This is a genomic window from Maribellus comscasis, assembly GCF_009762775.1.
GTDB classification, from domain to species: domain Bacteria; phylum Bacteroidota; class Bacteroidia; order Bacteroidales; family Prolixibacteraceae; genus Draconibacterium; species Draconibacterium comscasis.
On sequence record NZ_CP046401.1, the window covers coordinates 1,652,145 to 1,675,043 of the forward strand.

Here is a 22,899-nt window from a genome sequence, read left to right on the forward strand (position 1 = left end):
CCTTAAAATAAACCGGTGTTAATAAAAGGAATCAAAGACAGTTGTACAGCCTGAACATACAGTTGTGTGCGGCTGATTTTGTTTTTTGTGAGCAAGCCCACCGCCCCCTGTTTTTGTTTTGAATTCTCCTGGTTAAAAATAATATCAATTGCAGTCCCCAATTCTCTTCCGCTTTTTACTAAATCAGCTATCGCAGGAGGTAAAAGAAAAGTTGTCGTTCTGGCTTCACCACTGTTATCTTTTGACAAAACGACAATCCACGCAAATGCGGTCGTTCTTTTCTCCGAGTGTTCAATACCACCTTCGATTCCAACCCAAAAATTTGCATCGGGTATTTTATGTTTTGCACCAACAGCGCGGTTATGCGCTCCAAGTTTTGTTTCCACGTCGCTGACAGGTTGGTCAGACACTCCCGAGTCAACCTCAACGCTTTCAACTTCAACCGTCGAATAAAAATCTAAAAATCCTTCTTTTACGGCACTAATTTTTACCGGGTTTTCAGAGGCTACAACAATTTTTATTTTTTTTTCGTTTAATCTCATTCGCTTCTTTTTATCTGATGATCAAAAAAAGAATTAAGAAAATCACGGGCAAAAATAGAAATTAGAAATGGGATTGAAGAATAACGCGTCATGAATCGGTGGTATTTATTATTTTTGAAAAATGAAAGTTAGAGAAGCAAAACCGGAGGACATCCTTTCAATTGTCGATTTTCAAATTGCAATGGCAAAAGAAACGGAAGGAATTGAACTGCACCTCCCGACTGTTGAACTTGGTGTGAAAGCAGTTTTGAACGATGCCAGCAAAGGCAGATATTATGTTACTGAAGTTAATGACGAAATTATTGGATCACTCTTAACCACCTATGAATGGAGTGACTGGAGAAATGGAACAGTATTGTGGATTCAGTCGGTTTATGTACGCCCAAACTTCAGAAGAAAAGGCGTGTACAGAAATATGTATTCTCATCTTAAACACAAAGTTCTTGAGGACGAAAAGCTTAAAGGAATACGACTGTATGCTGATAAATCAAACATCTCTGCACACAAAACCTATAAAAAGCTGGGAATGAGCCCCGAGCATTATACAACTTTCGAATGGCTAAAATAAAACCATCAACCCGTTATGAAATCTTTGACACCGCTTGTAAGAAATCAGATTATTAAAGCGCAGCGTGCTGAAATAACTGAGTACTATACCTATAAAAAGTTAGCTCAAAAAGCCAAAAGCAAGTCAAACCGAAATGTTTTAAGCGAGATTGCTGACGACGAAAAGAGACACTATGAAATATGGAAAAAATATAGCGGCCGGGAAGTAAATCCAAGCCGCTGGGATATAAAAAAATATTACTGGCTTGCGCGTATTTTCGGACTAACATTCGGGCTAAAATTGATGGAGCGGGGTGAAGAAAGGGCACAGATTAATTACAAACATATTGGAAAAGAAATTCCCGAGGCTATTCAAATAAGCAAAGAAGAAAACGACCACGAAAAGGAACTTATTGCACTAATTGATGAAGACCAGTTAAAATACATCGGTTCAATTGTTTTGGGATTAAATGATGCCCTGGTTGAAATTTTAGGAACTTTAGCCGGTTTAACGTTTGCTCTTCAAAACAATCGTTTGGTAGCGTTGGCAGGGGTTATCGCCGGAATTGCCGGGGCACTATCAATGGCTTCCTCTGAATACCTCTCAAACAAATCGGAAGGAAAAGAAGACGGCGCAATCAAATCGGCTATTTTTACAGGAATAGCTTATGTTTTTGCTGTGATTTTCCTGGTTGTTCCTTATTTTGTGCTTAACTCACCATTTTTAAGCTTAGCCTGGGCTGTTCTTGATTCTGTTTTTGTAGTATTTATTTTTAGTTATTACATTTCGGTGGCCAATGATCAGTCGTTTAAAAAACGTTTTTTAGAAATGATTGTTCTGAGTACTGTGGTTGGATTGATCTCGTTTGGCTTGGGGTATCTGGCACGTTTAATTTTTGGAATTGAAGTTTAAAAACATTGAGTATTTACCTACATAAATTAATTGAAGAGGGAGAGCATCAGCAGCAGGATTTTAAATACTGTATTAACGACTCAAAAAAAATTGCAAAATCGCTGGTCGCTTTTGCCAACACCGATGGCGGACGTTTGCTGATTGGAGTAAAAGACAATGGCAAAATTGCAGGAATACGCACCGATGAAGAATTTTATATGGTAGAATCGGCGGCCAAGATTTATAGTACACCTGCAATTAACTTCTCAACCAAACAATGGCAGGTAGAAGGGAAAACTGTTCTGGAAATTGGCATTGACGCAAGTGAGGACAGACCTCATTTTGCGAAGGATGAAAGTGGAAAGTGGCTGGCCTATGTGCGGATGAAGGACGAAAATGTCCTTGCTCACAAGATACAAATTGAAGTATGGAAAAAACAAAACAGCCTGAAAGGAATTTATTTTACATACTCTGAGGATGAAAAATTTCTGGTTGAATATCTGCAAAAAAATGAACAAATAACTTTTTCAAAATTTATGCGACTTGCCCATATTTCGAGACGAAAAGCTGAAGAAGTTCTGAGTAACTTTGTAGTTATGGATGTGATTCGAATGAATACAAACAGAGAAGGAACTCACTTCTTTCTCAACACTGAAATTGGTGAGAAAGAATTACAAAAATTTGAATAACAACATCGCGCAATTACAATAAATAGCTAATATTCCGGATAAAAACTTTTGCAAAGAGACCAGGTGTTTAAATAAAAAAGGTAGAACAGCTTTTATTTGAATTTAGAAATAACATCGCACAGAAGAAATTTACTTAATACGACTTAGCTTTAAAATATGTATCTTTTCACAAAAAATCAGAACATTTTAATAAGTATAGATTTTTTGTGAAAAATAATTTTTTAGAGTAAAAAATAATTAATGGAGATCTATAATCTAGAAAAAAAAGACAACACCCCATACCAGATATTCAAAATCATAATTATAGAAAACGACGCAAGCTTCAACCAACAAATAAACCAGAGTCTAATCAATGCAGGTTTTCAAACAATTGTCACATCCTCGGGGGAAGAAGCATTATCGAAGATACAAGGGAAAGATAACGAAATCCTTTTGCTTGATTTCAATTTGTCTGACTTCCCGGCAGAGCTCTTAATAGAAAAATTGGAAAAAACTTATAAAAAAACTCCCAATTTGCTGCTGCTTGCAGCAAAGAATAGCGAAAAAAGGATTCTCAGCATGCTACGTCTTGGTGCACATGATTATATCGTAAAAGATTCCGGTTTTCTTGATATTTTGGTGGAAAAGTTAAAGCGGGTTTGCCTCCTAGTTGAAAAACATATAAAACTTGAACAAACTGCAAAGGCATTACAGGAAAGTGAATCTAAGTTTCATCATCTTAACGAAACGCTTACCCAAGGAGTAATCTACCAAGACAAAAAAGGAAAAATTATTTCTGCCAATTCGGCTGCCAAAAAAATATTTGAGGTCAGTGAAGAAAGAATAAAAAATGTAGATTTGGAAAATATCGACTGGGAAGTTATTGATGAAGACAAAAATACTCTTCCAAAAAAAGAATTTCCATCTTCAGTTGTTTTTCGAACAGGCAAAAAAGTTGAAAACGTTCTAATCGGGGTAAAGAAGCCAACAGAGAGCAATTATATCTGGCTAATTATTAGTTCTGTTCCAAAATTTTCAAAAAACAATAAAAAACTTCTTGGAGTTTGTTCTACTTTTCTCGAGGTTACCAAACGAATACTTGCCGAGGAAAAGCTTCAACAAAAGAGTACTTTATTAAACCAAACTGCTGATGTTGCTAAAATTGGAGGTTGGGAAGTAAACCTGAAAAAGAATACGGTTGAATGGACTATAACAACCAAAAAAATTCATGAGGTAGCTAATGACTATATTCCCACAATTGATGATGCGATAAATTTTTATACTCCTGAATCACGTGTGATAGTTAAGAATGCAGTGGAAGAAGCAATAAACAAAGGGGTATCCTACAATTTAGAGCTTCAGATAACAACCGCAAAAGGGAAAAAAAAATGGACAAATGCAATTGGCATCCCGGAAATGAGAGGCAATAAATGCGTGCGCTTCCATGGCATTTTTCAAGATATTACAGAAAGAAAACTTGCAGAAACAAAACGTCTTGAGCTAAACAGAAAATTAAAAAACAAAGAAAAACAGCTGGAGGCCATCAATCAACAACTTAGAGCACACGAACAACAACTAAAAAACGCAAACCAGCAATTAATAACAACAAACCAACAACTTACAGTCAATGAAGTACAATTAAAAACGCTAATAGAACAACTCCTCCTAAAAGAAAAGGAACTCAAAAAGAACAAAGAAACCGTTGAAAAATATCTTGATTTAGCAGCTGAAATCGTTTTGTCACTTGATTCAAAGGGAAGAATTTTAATGATAAACGAGAGCGGCGAAAAACTTCTTGGTTACGAAAAAGATGAACTTATTGGGAAAAACTGGTTCTCAACCTGTATTCCCGCGGCAGCGAAAAAACAAATAAAAAACGTATTTAATAACATACTTCAAAACAATAAATCCAATTATTCCACTTTTGAATCTGAAATTTTAACAAAAACAGGAGATATAAAAACAATTCTCTGGCACAATACAATCTTTCCTGACCCAAATAATGAAAATGCAGGCACTTTAAGTTCGGGCGAAGATATAACCAGCCGAAAAAAATACGAAAACCACATAATTGAGCTTAATCAACAGTTGCTGCTGGCGCAGAATATCGGAAAACTGGCTCACTGGCGCGTGGATTTAACAGAAAATCAAGCACATTGGTCAGATGAAATGTTTAATTTGTACGGAATTCCTATTGCCGAAGGGGAACTGACTTACAAAGAACAAAAAAAATATATTCATCCTGAAGACTGGAATCTGTTTCACAATTCAATACAAAAATTAAAAAACGAAGATGTTCCCTACGACATACAAATACGTTTAATACGGCGTGACAAAAAAATAGTCTGGACAAGAACAAAAGGTTTTTCTCAAAAAAATGAAGATGGGGAGATATTTGAGCTTTACGGAGTTGTACAGGACATCACCGACTATAAAAACACAGAAAATGAATTAATCGAACAAAAGCTATTGTTTGAAAATATGTTTAATGCAATTGAGGATGCAATTGTAATTACCGATATAGAAAGACGAGTAAAACTTGTTAATGAAGGTGTAAAAAAAACATTCAAATACACCAAAAAGGAATTAGACGGAAAGAACTCAGGAATACTTTATACAGACATTGCAGAGTATACCGACGTGGGATTAAAAATATTTGGAAATGAGGCACCGGACAAGAAATACTATTATGTCAGCAATTACAAAAGAGCCAACAAAACTACTTTCCCCGGGGAAACTTTTGGCACCAAATTATTCAACGCTAAAGGAGAATGGATCGGTAATTTGGCGATTATTCGGGATATTACAGAACGAGTAAAATACATAGAAGACATAAAAAAAGCAAAAGAAAAAGCAGAAGAAGCCGACAGGCTCAAATCAGCTTTCCTTGCCAATATGAGTCATGAAATCAGAACGCCCATGAATGGTATACTTGGATTTACAAGTTTATTAAACGAGCCGGGATTAACAGGTGAAGAAAAACAGCGTTTTATCGATATCATCCAACAAAGTGGAAACCGCATGTTAAATACAATCAATGATTTAATTGACATCTCGAGAATAGAAACAGGGCAGGTCGAACTATTTTTTAAAAGTGTTAATTTAAAAGAAGAAGTTGAAAATCAATACAATTTTTTTACAGCTGAAGCAAACAAAAAAGGCTTAACATTATTTCTGGAAGACAAGCTGGATGAAGAAGAAAAATATTTTGGAACCGACCTCAAAAAAATAAGTTCCATAATAACGAACCTTGTAAAAAATGCGATAAAATATACAGACAGAGGTTACATTGAAATTGGAATGGAAAAAAGAGACAGCAATCTGATATTTTATGTAAAAGATACGGGAATTGGTATTCCTAAACAAAGACAGTCGGCCATTTTTGACCGTTTTGTTCAGGCTGATATTGGTGATTCAAGGGCTTATGAAGGTTCGGGCCTCGGTTTGTCGATAACAAAAGCCTACGTTGAGATGTTAGGAGGGGAGATACATGTACATTCAAAAATTGGAGTAGGTACGCTATTTACAGTAGTACTTCCGGAAATTTCTGAAAAACAGAAAGCAAAGGAAGAAAAGCCAGACAAAGTTTCCGTTACCGTCAACAACGGGCTAAAAAAACTTAATGTATTGATAGCAGAAGATGACGAAACCAGCTTTTTACACCTTTCTTTTCTTTTGGAAAATTACGCAAAACAAATTCACAGAGCAAAAACAGGGCTGGAAGCGGTAAAACTCTTCAAAATAAATTCAGATCTTGACCTGGTTTTAATGGATATAAAAATGCCTGACATGGATGGTTTTGAAGCCACTAAAGAAATCAGGAAAATAGACCCTGATGTAGTAATAATTGCCCAAACGGCTTATGCGCTGGAAGGAGACAGGGCAAAAACACTGGAAGCAGGATGTAACAGTTATATTTCAAAACCTATTGATAAGGGTAAACTGATTTCATTAATAAAAAAATATTTTTAACCCGTTAATTGTATTGTTACATAAAATTAATTTCTCAAATACTTTTAACTTGCTATTTTTACTAATTCAAAATAAACAGTAAAATTATGCTTAAAAGATTATCACTGCTGGTATTTTTACTAGCCATTGGATTAAATATTTTTGCCCAAGACGCTTACATGGATGCGCAGGCAGAGGATGTTGAAAAAACCTATGTAGGTGGGGAAAAGTATGAGGTAAAAACTTACCCACATACTTTTAAAACTAAAAAACCTAAAAACATTATTTTCTTGATAGGTGATGGTATGGGAGTTTCTCAGGTTTTTGCAGGCTTAACAGCCAACCACGGTCGGCTTTTTCTTGATAATTTTAAACACGTCGGTTTCTCTCAAACTCAGTCAACATCTGATTTTATAACCGATTCAGCAGCAGGCGGCACAGCTCTCTCCACTGGAGTTAGAACCTATAACGGAGCCATTGCCGTTGACACGGAAAAAAAGCCAATAAAAACGATTTTGGAAAAAGCAGAAGAAAAAGGTCTTGCTACAGGACTCGTTTCTACTTCAACGATAACCCATGCAACTCCTGCGTCGTTTATTGCACATCAGCCAAACAGAAATATGTATGAAGAAATTGCTGCTGATTTTTTAAAAACCGATATTGATGTTTTTATTGGAGGGGGCAAAGCTCATTTCACTCAACGGAAAGATGGCAGAAATCTGGTGGAAGAATTTAAACAAAAAGGTTATCAATTTGAAGAGGATATTGAAAATATCAAAAAAGTAAAAAAGGGCAAACTCGTTGGGTTAATCGAAGAAGGTGACGCCGGAAGGCTTGAACATCGTAAAGATATGTTGCCCGTCTCAACAGAAACAGCCATTAATATTTTAAGTAACAACAAAAAAGGTTTCTTTTTGATGGTCGAAGGATCTCAGATCGATTGGGGTGGCCATGCCGGAAGTACTATTTATATTGTGGAAGACATGCTTGACTTCGACAAAGTTGTAGGGAAAGCTCTTGATTTTGCATCAAAAAACAGAGAAACACTTGTGGTTGTAACCGCCGACCATGAAACCGGCGGGATGGCGATTACCGGTGGCGATTTTGAAACCGGTATGGTAAAAGCCGATTATCCGTTGGGGGGGCACACCGCAGTTATGGTTCCGGTTTTTGCGTACGGCCCGGGAGCTGAAGAATTTGGTGGTATTATGAAAAATACAGATGTAAATAAAAAAATGGAAAAACTATTACTCAACAAATAGATTATTAGCCATCTACAAAACAAAAAAGCCGGAATCAGGATTAGCTGATTCCGGCTTTTCTATTGCTTTTTTAAATAGTTTTTATATTTTCAAACTTTCAAATTCAGACTTATGAGAGAGGCATTGGAAGTTCTTGATAATGTTAGACTAAATTTTTCCCAATCTGGTTTATTTGCTTTAAATGTCACCATTGCATTTATAATGTTTGGTGTAGCGCTTGACATTAAACTCCAACATTTTAAGGATGTCATTATGAAACCCAAATCGGCATTGGTAGGAGTCTTGTCTCAATTCCTACTGCTTCCTCTTGTTACTTTGGCTTTTATTTTGATATTAAACCCAACTCCTACAGTAGCTTTGGGCATGATACTTATAGCATCGTGCCCCGGCGGCAACATTTCGAATTTTATGAGTGCACTGGCAAAAGGAAACGTTGCACTATCAGTAAGTTTAACGGCAGTTGCGACACTGGCAGCAACCTTTATGACTCCTGTAAACTTCGCCATCTGGGGAAAAATTTATTTAAACCAATACAATGCCTCAGCAGGCGCCGGTAATTATCTTGTCCCTATCGAAATAGATTTTTTCCAAATGGTACAAACTGTAGTTGTTTTGCTGGGAATACCCGTTGTATTGGGAGTTTTATTTTCACAATATCTTCCCCGGTTTACTGCCAGAATAAAAAAACCAATCAGACAGCTTTCTATTATTATTTTTATTGCATTTGTAGTTATCTTATTATCTGCAAATTTCGACCATTTTATGAAATTTATTCACCTTGTGTTTATAATCGTTCTTATCCACAACGCTATTGCTTTGGGAACAGGCTTTTCTATTTCAACCCTGTTTCGTTTACCCAGAGTCGACAGAAGAACAATTTCATTGGAAACAGGTATTCAAAACTCAGGATTAGCTTTGGTTTTAATGTTTAATCCCAAAATATTTCCACCTGAACTTGAGTTGGGAGGAATGACAATTATTGCAGCCTGGTGGGGAGTGTGGCATATTATCAGTGGTTTGGCAATTTCTACGATTTGGTCTAAAAAGCCATTAACACAACCTGCCACCTCAAACGGGTAATTTTTATAGTTTTGCAAAATCAAACGGATAATAAAACTTAACTGCGAGATTTAACAAATGAAGTACGAAAAATGGTCGTTAGGATATTGGTGCTTAAAGCAATATGTAACATTTGCTGATTGGCTGATTCACAAAAAAATAAAACTCAACGGAGAAGAAAATATCCCTAAAAAGAAACCCATTCTGTTTGCTCCGAATCATCAAAATGCACTTAGCGATCCGATGGCAATTTTGCTACACACTCCATTTCAACCGGTTTGGCTGGCTCGTGCCGACATTTTTAAATCGAAAACGGTTGCCGCAATTTTACGTTTTCTGAAAATTATGCCCGTATATCGTTTGCGCGACGGAAAAGAAAATCTGGCAAAAAACGACCATACTTTTACTGATTCAATAAAAGTGTTGGAAAATAATGGCGCACTTGCACTTTTCCCGGAAGCGGCCCATTCAGGAAAACGCCAAATGCTGGCACATAAAAAAGCTGTCCCGCGGATTGTTTTTATGGCCGAAGAAAAAGCCGGATATAAGCTGGACATTCAAATTGTTCCCACGGGAATTTACTACAGTCATTACTGGAAATTTAACCGAAGTGTGCTTGTAAATTTTGGCAAACCAATTCCGGCACAAAACTATCTGGAAGAATACAAAACCAATCCAAATTCGGCAACTCTGGCGCTTCGGAAGGCAGTTTCAGATGCAATTCTGCCGCTAATTCTGAATATCAACAGCAAAAAATATTATACTGATTTTGAAAACATCCGGGAAATTTTTGGGAAACACTTTTTAAAGACGCAAGGCAAGAAATATTCGCTGCTAAATCTTTTTCAGTCGGACCAAAAGCTGGTTGCACAACTAGACAAACTGGAGGCTGAAAAACCAGAAGAAACAGAAAAACTCGTTTCGCAGGTAAAAGAATATCAACGCAACTTAAAGAAACACAAACTCAGAAGCTGGGTGATTGAAAAACGAAAAAGCAATTTTATAAATATCATTGGAAGCCGACTTATACTTCTGATCGGCTTACCTATTTTTCTTTATGGATTTTTACTAAACGCCGTCCCCTATTTTACGATTGACCGTTTAATTCGTAAAAAAGTAAAAGACAGGACATTTTGGAGTTCGTTCTTCCTGGTTGCCGGCATTGTACTTTTTCCGGTAATTTATATTATTGAGATATTGGCGCTGGGCTGGCTGCTACCTTCTTTATTGTGGAAAATAATTTTTGTTGTGAGTTTACCTTTTGCCGGGAAACTGGCATTTAAATGGTATATTTTACTTCGGAAAATTATTGGAAGAACACGTTTCGTTATGTTAAAACTGACGAATAAAAAAGAATATCAAAACATCGTTCAGCAACAGGAAAATCTTTTCAACCTATTAGACAAATTAATTCCGGACTAAAACTTTTTTACCTAATTTTATATTCAAACTTTAACATACCTTCCAATGCCCGAAAAATTAAAAGATATCCTTTTCCCCAAGGAAAAAGTTGAACTGTTTGGCCGTGTTTTAAAAGAAGAATATCCGCCTTTTGATTCTGAAAATTTTGTTGCTTCGGTTTGCGATAAAAATTGGCCTGCCAGAGAATTAAAAGAAAAAATGCGGCACACCACGTTGTGTTTACATAAATATTTACCTGACGATTTTTCAGAAGCAGTCAAAACCCTGCAGAATATTGTACCCAAAGTCACGGGCTTTGAAGCAATAGTTTTGCCTGATTATATTGAAGTTTACGGAATTGACTATCCAGAAATTTCTGTTCCGGCATTGGGAGTTTTAACCACGTGTGGTTCTTCCGAATTTGGTATCCGCCCGTTTTTAAACAAAGACCTGATAAGCACCATGAAATATATGCTTGTGTGGGCCGACAATGAAGATTTTAAAGTCAGGCGATTTGCCAGTGAAGGCTGCCGCCCGCGTTTGCCTTGGGCTTCAGGAGTACCGGCATTAAAAAAAGATCCGTCGCTGATTCTTCCCATTCTGGAAAAACTAAAAGATGACCCGGAAGAATTTGTACGAAAAAGTGTAGCCAATAATCTCAACGATATCTCCAAAGATCATCCGGAACTGGTTTTGGATATTTGCGAACGCTGGCAGGGAAATTCAAAAAACACAGATTGGATTATTAAACACGCGTGCAGAACACTTTTGAAGCAGGGCAACAATAGGGCCATGCTGCTTTTCGGTTTTGCCAACCCGGAACAAATGCAAATTAAAGAGCTTCAGTTTTCAAGTCTTTCTCCTGCTATTGGTGATGAAATATCGTTCTCTTTCAATTTAAATCTAAAAACAAAAAAGAAACAAAAAGTGCGTTTGGAATACATCGTTCATTTTGTAAAAAAAACCGGAAAGACTTCGCCAAAAGTTTTTCAAATGAAGGAAGTTTTGCTGGCTCCGGGGATTCATCCAATTCAGAAAAAACATTCGTTTGCCAACATGTCAACCAGAAAACATTTTTCGGGTGAACATAAATTTCAGCTGGTGGTAAATGGCGAAGTAAAAGCAGAACAAATAGTCCAGCTTGCCGATTAATAAATGTAACCTAATTGTTTTAAGTCCAATTTTCCTTTAACCGGAATTGTTGCTGCATTGTGCAACAAAATAATTTTGTCACTTACATCCAGAATGTCATTATAATAATGGTCAACCAGTATTATTCCCTTATTTTGCTTTTCACGTTGAATTAAACTTTTAACAATTTCAACATGAGCCGGCATGATGTGAGTAAAAGGCTCGTCGAGCATACAAAACATTGATTGAATTGTGAGAATCAAATACAATTCCAGAATCCGTATTTCGCCTCCTGACAACTTGTTGACTCCGGATTTATAATATCTGTCAAACTGGTTGAAGTATTTAAGGAAATCAGAAAAGTCAAGCTGGAAATGATTAAAAATTCTTTTTATCGGAATTGATTTTGGGAGAAAATTAAACTGCGGCAAATAACTGATGAGTCCGTTCCCTTTATACGCTTCGTGAATTGTACGGCCATCTATCCGAACCGATTTATTGTATGTTTGCAGATCGCCAAAAATAATCCGTAAAAGAGTAGATTTCCCAGAACCATTTCTGCCCAGGATTCCCAGAGTTTCGCCTGTTTTACATTGCAAATAAACATCCGCCAACACTCTCCTCTGTCCGTATTCAAAAATAATACTATCAGCTTCCAGAATATGATTCATCTGATCTTTAAAACAAGGATTAACAAAATGAAAAATAAAAAAATATCGATTAAAAAAGTGAAAATCCAAAGTTGTTTTTTTGAGACTCCCAGATTTAAGTAATAAAAAAACTCATTTTTTTTAAAGGTGTAATTGGCATACAACACAAATATCAGTGCCACAATTTTAAACCAGAAGACAAAAACAAAGGGATTAATTCCATAAACAAAAATGATTGAAAGTGCTCCTGCTGAAATCAAAATATTAACAAATGCACTCGATAAATAATAATTTATAAAAAGTCTGATTTTTCTCAATTGATACAGCAATTTTGGCAACAATACAAAGTTACCAAAAGCATCCCTGTCAATTGATTAGAAAGTGTTATATAAACAAAAAATAAGTTAAATAAACGTCTGTTACCTTCTTCTCCTTGAGCGTTTTTGCCGTGGTTTTGTACGTTTAAATTTATCGATATAAGTCTTTTTAGGGCCGGTTCTTTTTTTCTTTTCATGAAAAGCGCCCTGGTAAGTTGGGTCATCAATTTTTCGCTGACGATCGATTTCGCGGAGCTGTTTCTGTTTTTCCTCAAAATCCGTTTCAACAATTGTAACTTCTCCGGGCATCTCTTCCTTCGGAATTTCCATGCGAATCAGCTCCTGAATTTTTTCAAAATGCCATTCATCCGAGGGCTCAATAAGTGTAATAGCGTCCCCCTTGTTTCCGGCACGTGCAGTTCTTCCAATCCGGTGAATATAATCGTCATAATTATTCGGAAGATCAAAATTAATAACATGGCTCACTAAACTGGCATCTAATCCACGGGCAGAAACATCAGTAGAAATCAGAATCCGGATCTCTCCGTCTTTGAAAGCTTTTATCGCATTTATCCGCGTATTCTGCGCTTTGTTCGAGTGCAAAATTCGTTTTTCCCCCTCAGTTTTACGCTTAATCACTTTAAAAACACCTTCCGCATGTTCCTTTGTTTTTACAAAAATAATAACCCGCGAAAAAGTCTCTTCATCTTTTAACAAATGCTGAATCAGGTTCAGCTTCGTCCTGTAATTCGGAACTTCATAGGCTTTTTGTGTAACCAATTCCACAGGCGTTGCCGACGGAGCTACTCCCACTTTTTCGTAATGATCCAAAAATTCTTCCGCCATTTTTTCCACTGTTTCCGGGAAGGTGGCAGAAAAAAGAAGGTTTTGCCTTTTACCCGGAAGAATCTCCTGGAGTTGCCTAAGTTGTGGTAAAAATCCCATATCAAGCATTCGGTCGGCTTCGTCGATAACAAGAAACTTTACCTTTTTCAGAGAAAGTACTCCTGCACGGTACAAATCCCGGAGCCGGCCCGGTGTTGCAACCAAAATATCAATTCCCGGTGTAACCAGTTCTGCATGTTTTGTCCAGCCGATTCCTCCAAAAATTGCAGCATGCCTCAAATCGGAATATGTTGTCAATTCTTCAATATCTTCGCCAACCTGAATCGAAAGCTCCCGGGTTGGAACTAAAATTACCACCCGCGGATCAACGCCTTCTGCCTTTTTTAATTTTGTAAACAAAGGTAAAAGATAAGCCGCTGTTTTGCCTGTTCCGGTTTGAGCAATTCCAACCACATTTACTCCCGAACTAATCCGGGGAATCGCTTTTCTCTGGATAGGAGTTGGTTCAGTAAAACCAATCTCGTCAAGCGACCTTAAAATGGCTTTCGATATTTTTAAATCTTCAAAAGATCTTTTCATGCCGCAAAAATAACAAAATCAAGCAACTACTTCAATCGATACATCTTCCCGGGCAAAGCTTTTAAAATATTTTTGAATTCCATATTTAGCAACAACGCTGAAACACGACTTACGGGCATTGAAAGTTTGGAAGAAATCTGATCAATAAAAAGTTCACTGTTCTCTTTCAACAAATCAACAACTTTCTCTTCGTCTTTTGTCAACTCAACAAATAAACTCGGTTGAACTACTTTTTCTTTATCATCTATCTCCCACCCCATAAAAAACTCTAAATCATCAATTCCCGTGATTAAACTGGCACCGTTATTTCGAATCAACTTATTACATCCTTTTGAATAAGTATCGCCCGCCCTGCCCGGAAATGCGAAAACATCGCGATTATATGAAAATGCAATATCGGCAGTAACCAGCGCACCGCCTTTTTCCGCCGATTCAACCACAATAGTTGCATCTGCCATGCCGGCAATTATCCGGTTCCGGCGCAAAAAATTGGGAGGATCAATTTTTGTTTCGCTTGGAAAATCACTTAACAAACCACCATTCTCCAGCATTTTTGAAGCAATTTCTTTGTGCAACGACGGATATAATTTATCCAATCCATGCGCAACAACACCTACCGTTGGCAAATTGTAATTCAATGCCGATTTGTGTGCATGAACATCAATTCCATATGCCAGTCCGCTTACAATTAAAATCGGATATTTACGTTCAGAAAATTGTTGAATTAATTCCTCACAAACCTGCTTTCCGTAGTCGGTAGCATTCCGGGTTCCAACAATCGAAATTACACGTTGCTCATCCAATTTTATATTTCCTTTTGTATAAATCAAAACAGGAGCATCAACGCAATTTTTTAACCGTCGGGGATAATTCTTGTCGGTATAAAAAAGGCTATTAATGTTTTCCTTATGAATGAATTTTAGCTCTCTCTCTGCACGTTCAAAAATTTCCTTATTGCTTATTCGTTTTACATTAACTTCTCCAATTCCGGGTATTTTCAGAAGTGCTTTTTTCGATTCTTTAAAAACACCTTCAACACTACCAATATACGAAACCAGATTCCGGGCGAGAATACCTCCCACTCCTGGAATCATAGAAAGTGCAATTTTGTAGATTAGATTGTCGTCCATTTTTGTTGTGAGGGCTTAAAATTTATATTCCAAGAATAGCATTGAGTGCTCCCTGCAATTTTCGTTTTTCCTCTTTTGAAAGTGCAGTTAGACTCACCGACGGATACTCAGCCATTCCTCGTTTGGTTTTTACTATCAAAGTTAGATCGCTCATTTTCCCGGCCATCGAATTTTCAAAAAATGCATTTTGAAGCATGTATTGTGGAAATTCAATGGAATTATACTCGCCTCCGCCAAAACGAATTGCTTTGTAGTAGCGCAACAAAACTTTGTTGTTTGCATCGCTAAAATAAATGTACTGATGGTCAGCAACCTGAAAATAAAGAAACCAAAGCGCAAAAACGCCAACTACAGCAATCCCCCAAATCGTTAAATCAAGCAAAAACAAAACCAGTGCAGCAACCGCAATTACCACACTTACCATATAAAAAAGCTTACGCAACTTGATGATTCGTTCTCTATTTTCAATCTTCATGAGTCGTTATCTAATTTCTAAAATTCAAAGTGCCGGAAACGGTTTCCAAAAAGGAAAACCAAAAATATTTTAACTTTACCGCAATTTAGCAGCTAAGTATGGGAAATTCAAAAATTTATTCCAAAATAATTTACAGTCGCCAGTTAGAAAACGAACTTTCAGAATGGATAAAAAAGTATCCGAAGGGCAAAGTTTTTTTGGCTACAGAAGAAACAGTTAATCAACTCCGGGTATCAAAATTCGACCATTTCTTTTTGAAAAAAGGAATTCAGAAAGTGGTAATTCCTTCAGGCGAAAACAACAAAAAAATTGAATCTGTTGCAAAAATCTGGGAATTCCTCTCTAAAAACGGAGGCGACAGAAAATCGCTTTTAATTAATATTGGTGGCGGAATGCTCACTGATTTGGCCGGTTTTGCAGCTACTACTTTTAAACGTGGCATTGATTTTCTCAATGTTCCAACAACACTGCTTTCGCAAGTTGATGCGTCGGTTGGTGGAAAAACCGGAATCAATTTTAACAGATTAAAAAATGAAGTTGGAACGTTTAAAGAACCTGTGGCAGTTATTATCAATACCGATTTTTTGCAAACCATCGACAAACAAAATTTCACTTCGGGTTTTGCTGAAATGATAAAACATGGTTTGATTTACAGTCCGGAACATCTGGAAGAATTAAAAGCTTTTGATTTCGAAAATATAAATTACGATTTGTTGCAGGAAATTATTCGGCATTCAGTAAATGTGAAGGAATATTTTGTAAGCAACGATCTCACTGAAAATAATATTCGCAAAGCATTAAATTACGGACACACAGTTGGGCACGCTTTTGAAAGTATTGCAATGGAGCAAAAACGCCCGATTTTGCACGGTTACGCTGTTGCTTACGGAATGATTGCGGAACTTTTTCTTTCGGCAGAAATATGCAATTTCCCAAAAACCGATTTTGATAAGATTAATGGATGGCTTTTAAAAGTCTATGGAAAATTCGACATTTCGGAAAAGGATTTCGACCGGCTTTTTGAATTGATGACACACGATAAAAAGAATGAATCGGGAAGAATAAATTTCACGCTTCTTCGCGCTGTCGGAAAAATTGAAATCAACCAAAACTGCGACAAAGAGTTAATTTTTGACGCTTTAAGATATTTTGCAAATTTATAATCGGGAAGAGCCAACAGAAAAGATGAAATACCAGATTTCGGCCAACACTAAAAATATTTCAGGAAAGATAAACTTGCCTGCATCAAAAAGCATCAGCAATCGTGTTTTAATTATCAGCTCGCTTTGTTTTAGTCCTTACCCGATTAAAAACCTGTCGGACAGCGACGACACCAAAGTTTTGTTTTCGGCTTTGCACTCGAACAAGAGTACATTTGACATTGGACACGCCGGAACAGCCATGCGTTTTCTTACTGCTTTTCTGGCAAAAATTGTGGGCGAATGGGAAGTTACCGGCTCGGAGCGAATGAAACAGCGCCCGATTAAAATTTTGGTGGACGCGCTAAATCAACTCGGGGCAAAAATTGAATATCTGGAAAATGAAGATTGCCCGCCACTGAGAATTTACGGTTCGCATTTAAAAGGACAAACACTTGTTCTGGACGGAAGTATTTCCAGTCAATATATTTCGGCACTTTTAATGATTGCCCCGACTGTTGAAAATGGGTTAACATTAAAACTGACTGGCGACATCACTTCGGGTTCGTACATTGAACTCACACTGAGATTGATGCAGAAATTTGGTATTCAATATCAATGGGAAGAAAATGAAATCTCGGTTCCTGAGCAAAATTATTTCCCGATGGAATTTACTGTAGAAGCAGACTGGTCGGGAGCTTCGTACTGGTATCAGATTCTCGCCTTAGCGGAAAAAGGAGAAGTTTTTCTGGAAAATCTTCAACTTGAAAGTTTACAGGGCGATGCAAATATTGCAGTTTGGTTTGAGCAATTTGGAGTCTTCTCTACTCAAAAAGAAAATGGAGTTCTGCTTTCAAAAACTGAAAATACTCAGCCGGCAAAACTGGAACTCGATTTTATTGAAAACCCGGATGTTGCCCAAACCATGGCATGTTTATGTGTTGCCAAACAAATTCCATTTCATTTTACAGGCTTAAAAACCTTAAAAATCAAAGAAACAGATCGGATTTTTGCACTCCAAAACGAATTGGCAAAATTTGGAGCGAGATTAACAGAACCGAAACACGGAGAATTGGCATGGAATGGAATAATTGATCCAACTTTGACAGAAAAAACTCCCGAAATAAAAACCTATCACGATCACCGGATGGCACTTGCTTTTGCGCCAATGGCAATTGTTGGTTTTACTTTTAAAATTGAAAATCCGATGGTTGTAACAAAATCATACCCAAATTTCTGGAACGATTTAAAAACAATTGGTTTTGAAATAACAGAAAAAGAATAATTATCGTTTTTGTCGAAAAAATTCCTGCATCAATTCGGCGCACTCAGTTGAAAGAACTCCTGACACAATCTCCGTTTTCGGGTGCAGAGCGTTGGATGCAAACTTTTTAAAACCTCTTTTATCGTCGGAAGCCCCATATACAATCTTCCCAATTTGCGACCAGCCCAATGCGCCGGCACACATCACACAGGGTTCCAATGTTACATACAAAATACAATCGTTCAGATATTTTCCGTCCAGCATATTCGCCGCAGCAGTAATCGCCTGCATTTCCGCATGGGCAGTAACATCGTTTAAAGTTTCTGTTAAATTGTGTGCGCGTGCAATAATTTTCTGATTTGAAACTACCACTGCGCCAACCGGAACCTCTCCCTCTTCAAATGCTAAAAGCGCCTCAGAAAACGCTTTTTTCATAAAATACTCATCATTAAACGGTTCAATCATATTTCTCTTAAAATGGCTGCTAAAATTCTGGATGAATTTGCTAAAATCTTCTTATTTTCGCAACCAAATTATAAAAAAGGTATCATGTACAGAACTCATACGTGTGGTGAACTGAGAATAGAAAATTTAGGTACTGAAGTTACCCTTTCCGGCTGGGTACAACGAATTCGCGATTTGGGAGCAATGACTTTTGTTGATTTGCGTGACCGTTATGGAATTACACAGCTGGTTGTTGACGAAAATACAGATAAATCGGTTACAGAAGATCTTGAAAAACTGGGACGCGAATTTGTAATTCAGGCAGTTGGAATTGTTCGGGAACGTTCGAGCAAAAACAAAAACATAACAACCGGCGATGTTGAAATTGCACTGAAATCAATTCAAATTTTAAGTCCGTCGGCTGTACCACCATTTACAATCCAGGATGATACCGATGGTGGCGACGATTTACGAATGAAATACCGTTATCTGGATTTACGAAGAACGGCTGTTCGCAAGAATCTGGAATTACGTGCAAAAATGGCTCATGCCATTCGTAATTATTTAAATACAGACGGTTTTATTGAAACGGAAACACCTGTTTTAATTAAATCGACACCTGAAGGTGCGCGCGATTTTGTAGTTCCGTCAAGAATGAATCCTGGAGAATTTTATGCGTTGCCACAATCACCGCAGATGTTCAAACAGCTTTTAATGGTTGCCGGGTTCGACAAATATTATCAGATTGTAAAATGTTTTCGCGATGAAGATTTACGCGCTGATCGCCAGCCTGAATTTACTCAGATCGACTGCGAGATGTCGTTTGTTGAGCAAAAAGATGTATTGGAAACATTTGAAGGTTTAACCCGCTACATGTTTAAAGAAGTTCTGGATATAGAAGTTGATGAATTTCCGTGGATGCCTTATTCAGAAGCAATGGAAAAATATGGTTCTGATAAACCGGATACCCGCTTTGAAATGCTTATCAACGATATTTCAGAAATTGTAAAAGGAAAAAACTTTAATGTATTCGACTCGGCTGAATACATTGGAGCAATTTGTGCCAAAGGTTGCGCAGAATATACACGCAAACAACTGGATGGACTTACCAACTGGGTGAAACGACCACAAATAGGGGCAAAAGGATTGGTTTACGTAAAATGTAATGCTGATGGAACTTACAAGTCTTCTGTAGATAAATTCTATTCACAGGAAGATTTGCAACAATGGGCAGAAGCAACTGGAGCAAAAGCGGGTGATCTGATTTTAGTAATGTCTGGTGATAAAAACCACATGCTTGATGCTCTTGGTGCACTTCGTCTTGAAATGGCAAATCAGCTTGGGCTTCGCGACAAAAAAGTATTCAAACCACTTTGGGTGGTTGATTTCCCGCTTTTGGAATGGGATGAAGAATCACAACGTTTCTTCGCCATGCACCATCCGTTTACTTCTCCAAAACCGGAAGATATTCCGTTGCTTGACACAGCCCCTGGAAAAGTCAGAGCCAATGCTTACGACCTTGTAATTAACGGTGTTGAAATAGGTGGAGGTTCTGTTCGTATTTTTAATTCTGAACTGCAATCAAAAATGTTTGATTTGCTCGGATTTACTAAAGAACAGGCAGAAACACAGTTTGGATTCTTAATGAACGCTTTCAAATACGGAGCCCCGCCACACGCAGGAATCGCTTTTGGTTTTGACCGGTTGGTGTCTTTGTTTGCTGGTCTTGATACGATTCGCGACGTCATCGCGTTCCCTAAAAACAATTCTGGCCGCGATGTAATGAACGATGCACCAGCGGCAATAGCAAAAGAACAACTTGACGAATTAAATTTAATTCTGAACATCAAAGAAAAATAGTGCCGAGTGTTATACAAAAAGAAAAGGGAAACCAAATGAATGGTTCCCCTTTTCTTTTTTATATCTGTATAATCAATCAGATTATCTTTCTGCTCTTCTCCTTGATGAATAGTTAATGTGCAGAGCCGCTGCTTTTCGCAACTCTTGCTTAATATCATTAACAATACCCATTTTAGTATTTTCATCTACTTTCAATGAGGTAATCATCATGGGTCTTTCATCTTCAGCTCTTGCTTCTCTTTCAGAAGTAACGTAATCCTGAATGTCATTAACTGTGGCAAATTCGTCATTCAGCTGGATACGAGGCGCAACACCAAATGTTTTTTGGTACTGCAGCAATGGTTCTCCAACATAAATGTAACTTACCAACGATTTCTTTTCAAGTTTACTTAATTCTGTTGCTTCAGGAAGATGTATTTGTACTTTATACGTTACCTCACGCATTGTTGTACTAACCATAAAGAAGAATAACAACATGAACACAATATCAGGTAATGATGCTGTTGAAATGGGAGGTAACTCCTTCCCTCCTTTTTTTCTGAATTTACTCATAATTAATTTCCTCCTACATTTTTACCTTTAGGTTCAGCTTCAGAAATCATCAAAGGATAAACATCACGAATAGCATCCTGTTGTTCTCCATCTAATTCGTCATATGATTTTCCAAAATGATCTCGTGCCAATTCATCCCTTAATTCATTAAAGGCAGCAACCAGTTCGTTTTGTACAGCGAGATATGTTCCATATCTGGTGTCAAGGTCATTTCGTAAAGAGATTACACCTTTGGAAACCATCACTTCTCCAAAATATGGAATTTCCTTAGGTTCTTTTTCCGGCAAATTCTCTGCATTGGTAGGATTTGCCAAGAACTCTTTCGCCCTGTCACGCAGTTCATCAATATTTGTATACTCTCCTTCCACCAGTAAATCGTTGTTCCTGTTCACCAAAACGACAAAAATATTACGCTCATTAATCTGAGGTGTTTCGTCAAGTTGGTCGCGATCAACCCACTGAGGAAGACGTCTTTCCAAACCGCTGTCAACGTCCATCGTGGTTGTTACCAGGAAAAAGATAAGCAGCATAAAAGCGATATCAGCTAATGATGCTGAAGGTATTTCAGGTATTTTTCTAGCCATAATTTAATTTTCCTGTTTTATTACCACGAATAAAATTATTTAAACAATCGTGATACTGAAGAAAATACAATCGACAAAACAGCCAATCCAAGCAAGATGTATGTCGCGTACAATCCGGTATCCACTAACTTAGCTACACTTGCTGTTAATGTTCCATCATTGATAAATCTGTCAACTCCTATAAACTGAGGAATTGCATCAGAAGCCAAAGAGTAAGAAATTACAGCAACAATTGCAAAAAATGCCAGGGCAATTAACCCTCCTTTTGCGGCCTTTTTGTCGGTGAACATGTGCAATAATCCAGAGATTACAGCTACACCGGCACCAATTGCCACAAGTATGTAGGCCCAAACCAAGTTGGTATTAATCCAACTTCCCATTGTTGGATCTTGATCGTTTTCACTAATGTTTGCCATTAATGAAACAACAAGAATTGCAGAAATAAGTAAAAGGCCCCACAATAGTATTGTAACAAATCTATTTGTTTTTGTCATGGGTATCCTTATTTTTTCATGTTATGTTTTACTAATAAATCTAAAAGAGAAATTGATGCATCCTCCATGTTATTGATAATACTGTCAATTTTTGAAACACAGTAGTTGTAGAAAATCTGAAGAATGATTGCAACAACAAGACCGGTTACAGTTGTAATCAAAGCCACTTTAATACCATTTGCAACCAGTGAGGGAGAAATATCACCAGCAACTTCGATAGCATCGAAAGCGCCAATCATCCCGATAACTGTTCCCATGAAACCAAGCATAGGTGCAAGAGCAATAAACAACGCAATCCAGCTTAATCCTTTCTCAAGTAAACCTGCCTGCACTCCTCCGTATGAGATAATTGATTTTTCAACTACGTCGATACCGTGGTCTGCTCTGTCAAGCCCCTGGTAAAAAATACTTGCCACCGGACCACGAGTACTGCGACAAACATCTTTTGCAGCTTCAACACCTCCGTTATCCAAAGCTTCTTCAACTTTAGCCAACAATTTTTTAGTGTTGCTGGTTGCCAAATTAAGGTAAAGTACTCTTTCAATTGCGAAAGCCAAACCTAAAATAAGTGAGATTAATACAAATGACATGAAAGTAGGATTACCTTCAATAAATTTTTGTTTGAGCTGGCTGTGCAGTGATTTTCCTTCTTCTGCCGCTGCGGCAGCTTCTTCTTCCTGATCAGCAGCCAAATCCACTTCCTCGGTAGTAGTTGATTCTTGTGCAGCTGCCTCATCCTGTGCAACCACAGCGTTAGATGCCCCAAAAATCAGCATCCCAAATACTGCTATTAACGCGAATAGTCTTTTCATAATTGATTTGAATTTTTAATTAATAATCTCTTGATTTTTTGATTGTATTGATTTTAATATTTAAAATATTGCTTTTTGCCACAAATAATATGCCTCCTTTTTCAAACGAATGCTTTTTTTCATTCACGAATCTTTTCTCTACTATGCGGAGAGAGGGGGATTCGAACCCCCGGTACCGTTTCGCGGTACACACGCTTTCCAGGCGTGCCAGTTAAGCCACTCCTGCACCTCTCCAGTGTTTTATGCTGGCATGCCAAAAAATAAGGCCTGCAAATTAATAAAAAATTGTGAATAAAAAATA

At 37.4% G+C, this 22,899-nt stretch carries 21 protein-coding genes and 1 tRNA gene; 11 read left to right on the forward strand and 11 right to left on the reverse strand.

What is annotated here, in order from left to right; genetic code table 11:
* Positions 1-2: 2 nt before the first annotated feature.
* The gene (yjjX, locus tag GM418_RS06905) at positions 3-542 is read right to left on the reverse strand and encodes an inosine/xanthosine triphosphatase (RefSeq protein WP_158864488.1); all 540 of its coding nucleotides are present in this window, start codon (positions 540-542) and stop codon (positions 3-5) included.
* Between the two features lie 121 nt (positions 543-663).
* Here yjjX and GM418_RS06910 point away from each other — a divergent pair, with 121 nt between their 5' ends.
* The 8 genes from GM418_RS06910 to GM418_RS06945 all read left to right on the forward strand — a co-directional run bounded on the left by GM418_RS06910 (position 664) and on the right by GM418_RS06945 (position 11,473).
* Positions 664-1,110, forward strand: a complete 447-nt coding sequence (locus GM418_RS06910; RefSeq protein ID WP_158864490.1) for a GNAT family N-acetyltransferase — start codon at positions 664-666, stop codon at positions 1,108-1,110.
* 15 nt (positions 1,111-1,125) lie between these two features.
* On the forward strand, positions 1,126-2,001 hold the full coding sequence (locus tag GM418_RS06915; RefSeq protein ID WP_158864492.1) for a VIT1/CCC1 transporter family protein: 876 nt from the start codon (positions 1,126-1,128) through the stop codon (positions 1,999-2,001).
* Between the two features lie 5 nt (positions 2,002-2,006).
* The gene (locus tag GM418_RS06920) at positions 2,007-2,669 is read left to right on the forward strand and encodes an AlbA family DNA-binding domain-containing protein (protein ID WP_158864494.1); all 663 of its coding nucleotides are present in this window, start codon (positions 2,007-2,009) and stop codon (positions 2,667-2,669) included.
* Between the two features lie 240 nt (positions 2,670-2,909).
* Complete coding sequence (locus tag GM418_RS06925; RefSeq protein WP_158864496.1) at positions 2,910-6,620, forward strand: PAS domain S-box protein; 3,711 nt, start codon at positions 2,910-2,912, stop codon at positions 6,618-6,620.
* Positions 6,621-6,706: 86 nt separating this feature from the next.
* On the forward strand, positions 6,707-7,861 hold the full coding sequence (locus tag GM418_RS06930; RefSeq protein WP_246222821.1) for an alkaline phosphatase: 1,155 nt from the start codon (positions 6,707-6,709) through the stop codon (positions 7,859-7,861).
* A 111-nt stretch (positions 7,862-7,972) separates the two neighbouring features.
* A complete protein-coding gene (locus tag GM418_RS06935) occupies positions 7,973-8,941 on the forward strand; it encodes a bile acid:sodium symporter family protein (RefSeq protein ID WP_158864498.1) in 969 nt (322 codons plus the stop codon).
* Between the two features lie 57 nt (positions 8,942-8,998).
* Positions 8,999-10,342, forward strand: coding sequence for a 1-acyl-sn-glycerol-3-phosphate acyltransferase (locus tag GM418_RS06940; RefSeq protein WP_158864500.1), 1,344 nt, complete (start codon positions 8,999-9,001; stop codon positions 10,340-10,342).
* Between the two features lie 45 nt (positions 10,343-10,387).
* Positions 10,388-11,473, forward strand: coding sequence for a DNA alkylation repair protein (locus GM418_RS06945; protein WP_158864502.1), 1,086 nt, complete (start codon positions 10,388-10,390; stop codon positions 11,471-11,473).
* On the opposite strand, the gene GM418_RS06950 is transcribed toward GM418_RS06945, so the two are convergent.
* The 4 genes from GM418_RS06950 to GM418_RS06965 form a co-directional block, all read right to left on the reverse strand.
* On the reverse strand, positions 11,470-12,123 hold the full coding sequence (locus GM418_RS06950) for an ATP-binding cassette domain-containing protein (RefSeq protein ID WP_158864504.1): 654 nt from the start codon (positions 12,121-12,123) through the stop codon (positions 11,470-11,472). The genes GM418_RS06945 and GM418_RS06950 overlap by 4 nt on opposite strands.
* A 398-nt stretch (positions 12,124-12,521) precedes the next feature.
* Complete coding sequence (locus tag GM418_RS06955; protein WP_158864506.1) at positions 12,522-13,844, reverse strand: DEAD/DEAH box helicase; 1,323 nt, start codon at positions 13,842-13,844, stop codon at positions 12,522-12,524.
* A 26-nt stretch (positions 13,845-13,870) separates the two neighbouring features.
* Positions 13,871-14,974 (reverse strand): DNA-processing protein DprA, encoded by a 1,104-nt coding sequence (gene dprA / locus GM418_RS06960; RefSeq protein WP_158864508.1) that lies wholly within the window; start codon positions 14,972-14,974, stop codon positions 13,871-13,873.
* A gap of 22 nt (positions 14,975-14,996) precedes the next feature.
* Complete coding sequence (locus tag GM418_RS06965) at positions 14,997-15,449, reverse strand: hypothetical protein (protein ID WP_158864510.1); 453 nt, start codon at positions 15,447-15,449, stop codon at positions 14,997-14,999.
* Positions 15,450-15,547: 98 nt separating this feature from the next.
* Here GM418_RS06965 and aroB point away from each other — a divergent pair, with 98 nt between their 5' ends.
* Entirely contained in the window at positions 15,548-16,612 is a 1,065-nt protein-coding gene (aroB, locus tag GM418_RS06970) for a 3-dehydroquinate synthase (RefSeq protein ID WP_158864512.1), read from the forward strand.
* 22 nt (positions 16,613-16,634) lie between these two features.
* Positions 16,635-17,873: a 3-phosphoshikimate 1-carboxyvinyltransferase gene (locus tag GM418_RS06975; RefSeq protein ID WP_158864514.1), complete on the forward strand. Its 1,239-nt coding sequence runs from the start codon at positions 16,635-16,637 to the stop codon at positions 17,871-17,873.
* On the opposite strand, the gene GM418_RS06980 is transcribed toward GM418_RS06975, so the two are convergent.
* Positions 17,874-18,317, reverse strand: coding sequence for a nucleoside deaminase (locus GM418_RS06980; RefSeq protein WP_158864516.1), 444 nt, complete (start codon positions 18,315-18,317; stop codon positions 17,874-17,876).
* 12 nt (positions 18,318-18,329) lie between these two features.
* Here GM418_RS06980 and aspS point away from each other — a divergent pair, with 12 nt between their 5' ends.
* Entirely contained in the window at positions 18,330-20,156 is a 1,827-nt protein-coding gene (gene aspS, locus GM418_RS06985; protein ID WP_246222822.1) for an aspartate--tRNA ligase, read from the forward strand.
* Between the two features lie 81 nt (positions 20,157-20,237).
* Here aspS and GM418_RS06990 read toward each other — a convergent pair whose 3' ends face one another.
* The 5 genes from GM418_RS06990 to GM418_RS07010 form a co-directional block, all read right to left on the reverse strand.
* A complete protein-coding gene (locus GM418_RS06990) occupies positions 20,238-20,708 on the reverse strand; it encodes an ExbD/TolR family protein (protein ID WP_158864518.1) in 471 nt (156 codons plus the stop codon).
* 2 nt (positions 20,709-20,710) lie between these two features.
* A complete protein-coding gene (locus GM418_RS06995) occupies positions 20,711-21,292 on the reverse strand; it encodes a biopolymer transporter ExbD (RefSeq protein WP_158864520.1) in 582 nt (193 codons plus the stop codon).
* Positions 21,293-21,327: 35 nt separating this feature from the next.
* A complete protein-coding gene (locus tag GM418_RS07000) occupies positions 21,328-21,786 on the reverse strand; it encodes a hypothetical protein (RefSeq protein ID WP_158864521.1) in 459 nt (152 codons plus the stop codon).
* Between the two features lie 8 nt (positions 21,787-21,794).
* Entirely contained in the window at positions 21,795-22,598 is an 804-nt protein-coding gene (locus tag GM418_RS07005; protein WP_158864523.1) for a MotA/TolQ/ExbB proton channel family protein, read from the reverse strand.
* 146 nt (positions 22,599-22,744) lie between these two features.
* Positions 22,745-22,832: transfer RNA gene (locus tag GM418_RS07010), tRNA-Ser, on the reverse strand.
* Positions 22,833-22,899 lie beyond the last annotated feature (67 nt).

What these genes read in the sequence shown, in the direction of transcription:
- GM418_RS06950 (WP_158864504.1), bottom strand. Translation starts at nt 12,123, where the DNA reads ATGAATCATATTCTGGAAGCTGATAGTATTATTTTTGAATACGGACAG.
- GM418_RS07000 (WP_158864521.1), bottom strand. Translation starts at nt 21,786, where the DNA reads ATGACAAAAACAAATAGATTTGTTACAATACTATTGTGGGGCCTTTTA.
- GM418_RS06940 (WP_158864500.1), top strand. Translation starts at nt 8,999, where the DNA reads ATGAAGTACGAAAAATGGTCGTTAGGATATTGGTGCTTAAAGCAATAT.
- GM418_RS06925 (WP_158864496.1), top strand. Translation starts at nt 2,910, where the DNA reads ATGGAGATCTATAATCTAGAAAAAAAAGACAACACCCCATACCAGATA.
- aroB (WP_158864512.1), top strand. Translation starts at nt 15,548, where the DNA reads ATGGGAAATTCAAAAATTTATTCCAAAATAATTTACAGTCGCCAGTTA.
- GM418_RS06930 (WP_246222821.1), top strand. Translation starts at nt 6,707, where the DNA reads ATGCTTAAAAGATTATCACTGCTGGTATTTTTACTAGCCATTGGATTA.
- GM418_RS06915 (WP_158864492.1), top strand. Translation starts at nt 1,126, where the DNA reads ATGAAATCTTTGACACCGCTTGTAAGAAATCAGATTATTAAAGCGCAG.
- GM418_RS06910 (WP_158864490.1), top strand. Translation starts at nt 664, where the DNA reads ATGAAAGTTAGAGAAGCAAAACCGGAGGACATCCTTTCAATTGTCGAT.
- GM418_RS06980 (WP_158864516.1), bottom strand. Translation starts at nt 18,317, where the DNA reads ATGATTGAACCGTTTAATGATGAGTATTTTATGAAAAAAGCGTTTTCT.
- GM418_RS06965 (WP_158864510.1), bottom strand. Translation starts at nt 15,449, where the DNA reads ATGAAGATTGAAAATAGAGAACGAATCATCAAGTTGCGTAAGCTTTTT.
- GM418_RS06945 (WP_158864502.1), top strand. Translation starts at nt 10,388, where the DNA reads ATGCCCGAAAAATTAAAAGATATCCTTTTCCCCAAGGAAAAAGTTGAA.
- GM418_RS06975 (WP_158864514.1), top strand. Translation starts at nt 16,635, where the DNA reads ATGAAATACCAGATTTCGGCCAACACTAAAAATATTTCAGGAAAGATA.
- GM418_RS07005 (WP_158864523.1), bottom strand. Translation starts at nt 22,598, where the DNA reads ATGAAAAGACTATTCGCGTTAATAGCAGTATTTGGGATGCTGATTTTT.
- GM418_RS06935 (WP_158864498.1), top strand. Translation starts at nt 7,973, where the DNA reads ATGAGAGAGGCATTGGAAGTTCTTGATAATGTTAGACTAAATTTTTCC.
- aspS (WP_246222822.1), top strand. Translation starts at nt 18,330, where the DNA reads ATGGCTGCTAAAATTCTGGATGAATTTGCTAAAATCTTCTTATTTTCG.
- GM418_RS06955 (WP_158864506.1), bottom strand. Translation starts at nt 13,844, where the DNA reads ATGAAAAGATCTTTTGAAGATTTAAAAATATCGAAAGCCATTTTAAGG.
- dprA (WP_158864508.1), bottom strand. Translation starts at nt 14,974, where the DNA reads ATGGACGACAATCTAATCTACAAAATTGCACTTTCTATGATTCCAGGA.
- GM418_RS06995 (WP_158864520.1), bottom strand. Translation starts at nt 21,292, where the DNA reads ATGGCTAGAAAAATACCTGAAATACCTTCAGCATCATTAGCTGATATC.
- yjjX (WP_158864488.1), bottom strand. Translation starts at nt 542, where the DNA reads ATGAGATTAAACGAAAAAAAAATAAAAATTGTTGTAGCCTCTGAAAAC.
- GM418_RS06990 (WP_158864518.1), bottom strand. Translation starts at nt 20,708, where the DNA reads ATGAGTAAATTCAGAAAAAAAGGAGGGAAGGAGTTACCTCCCATTTCA.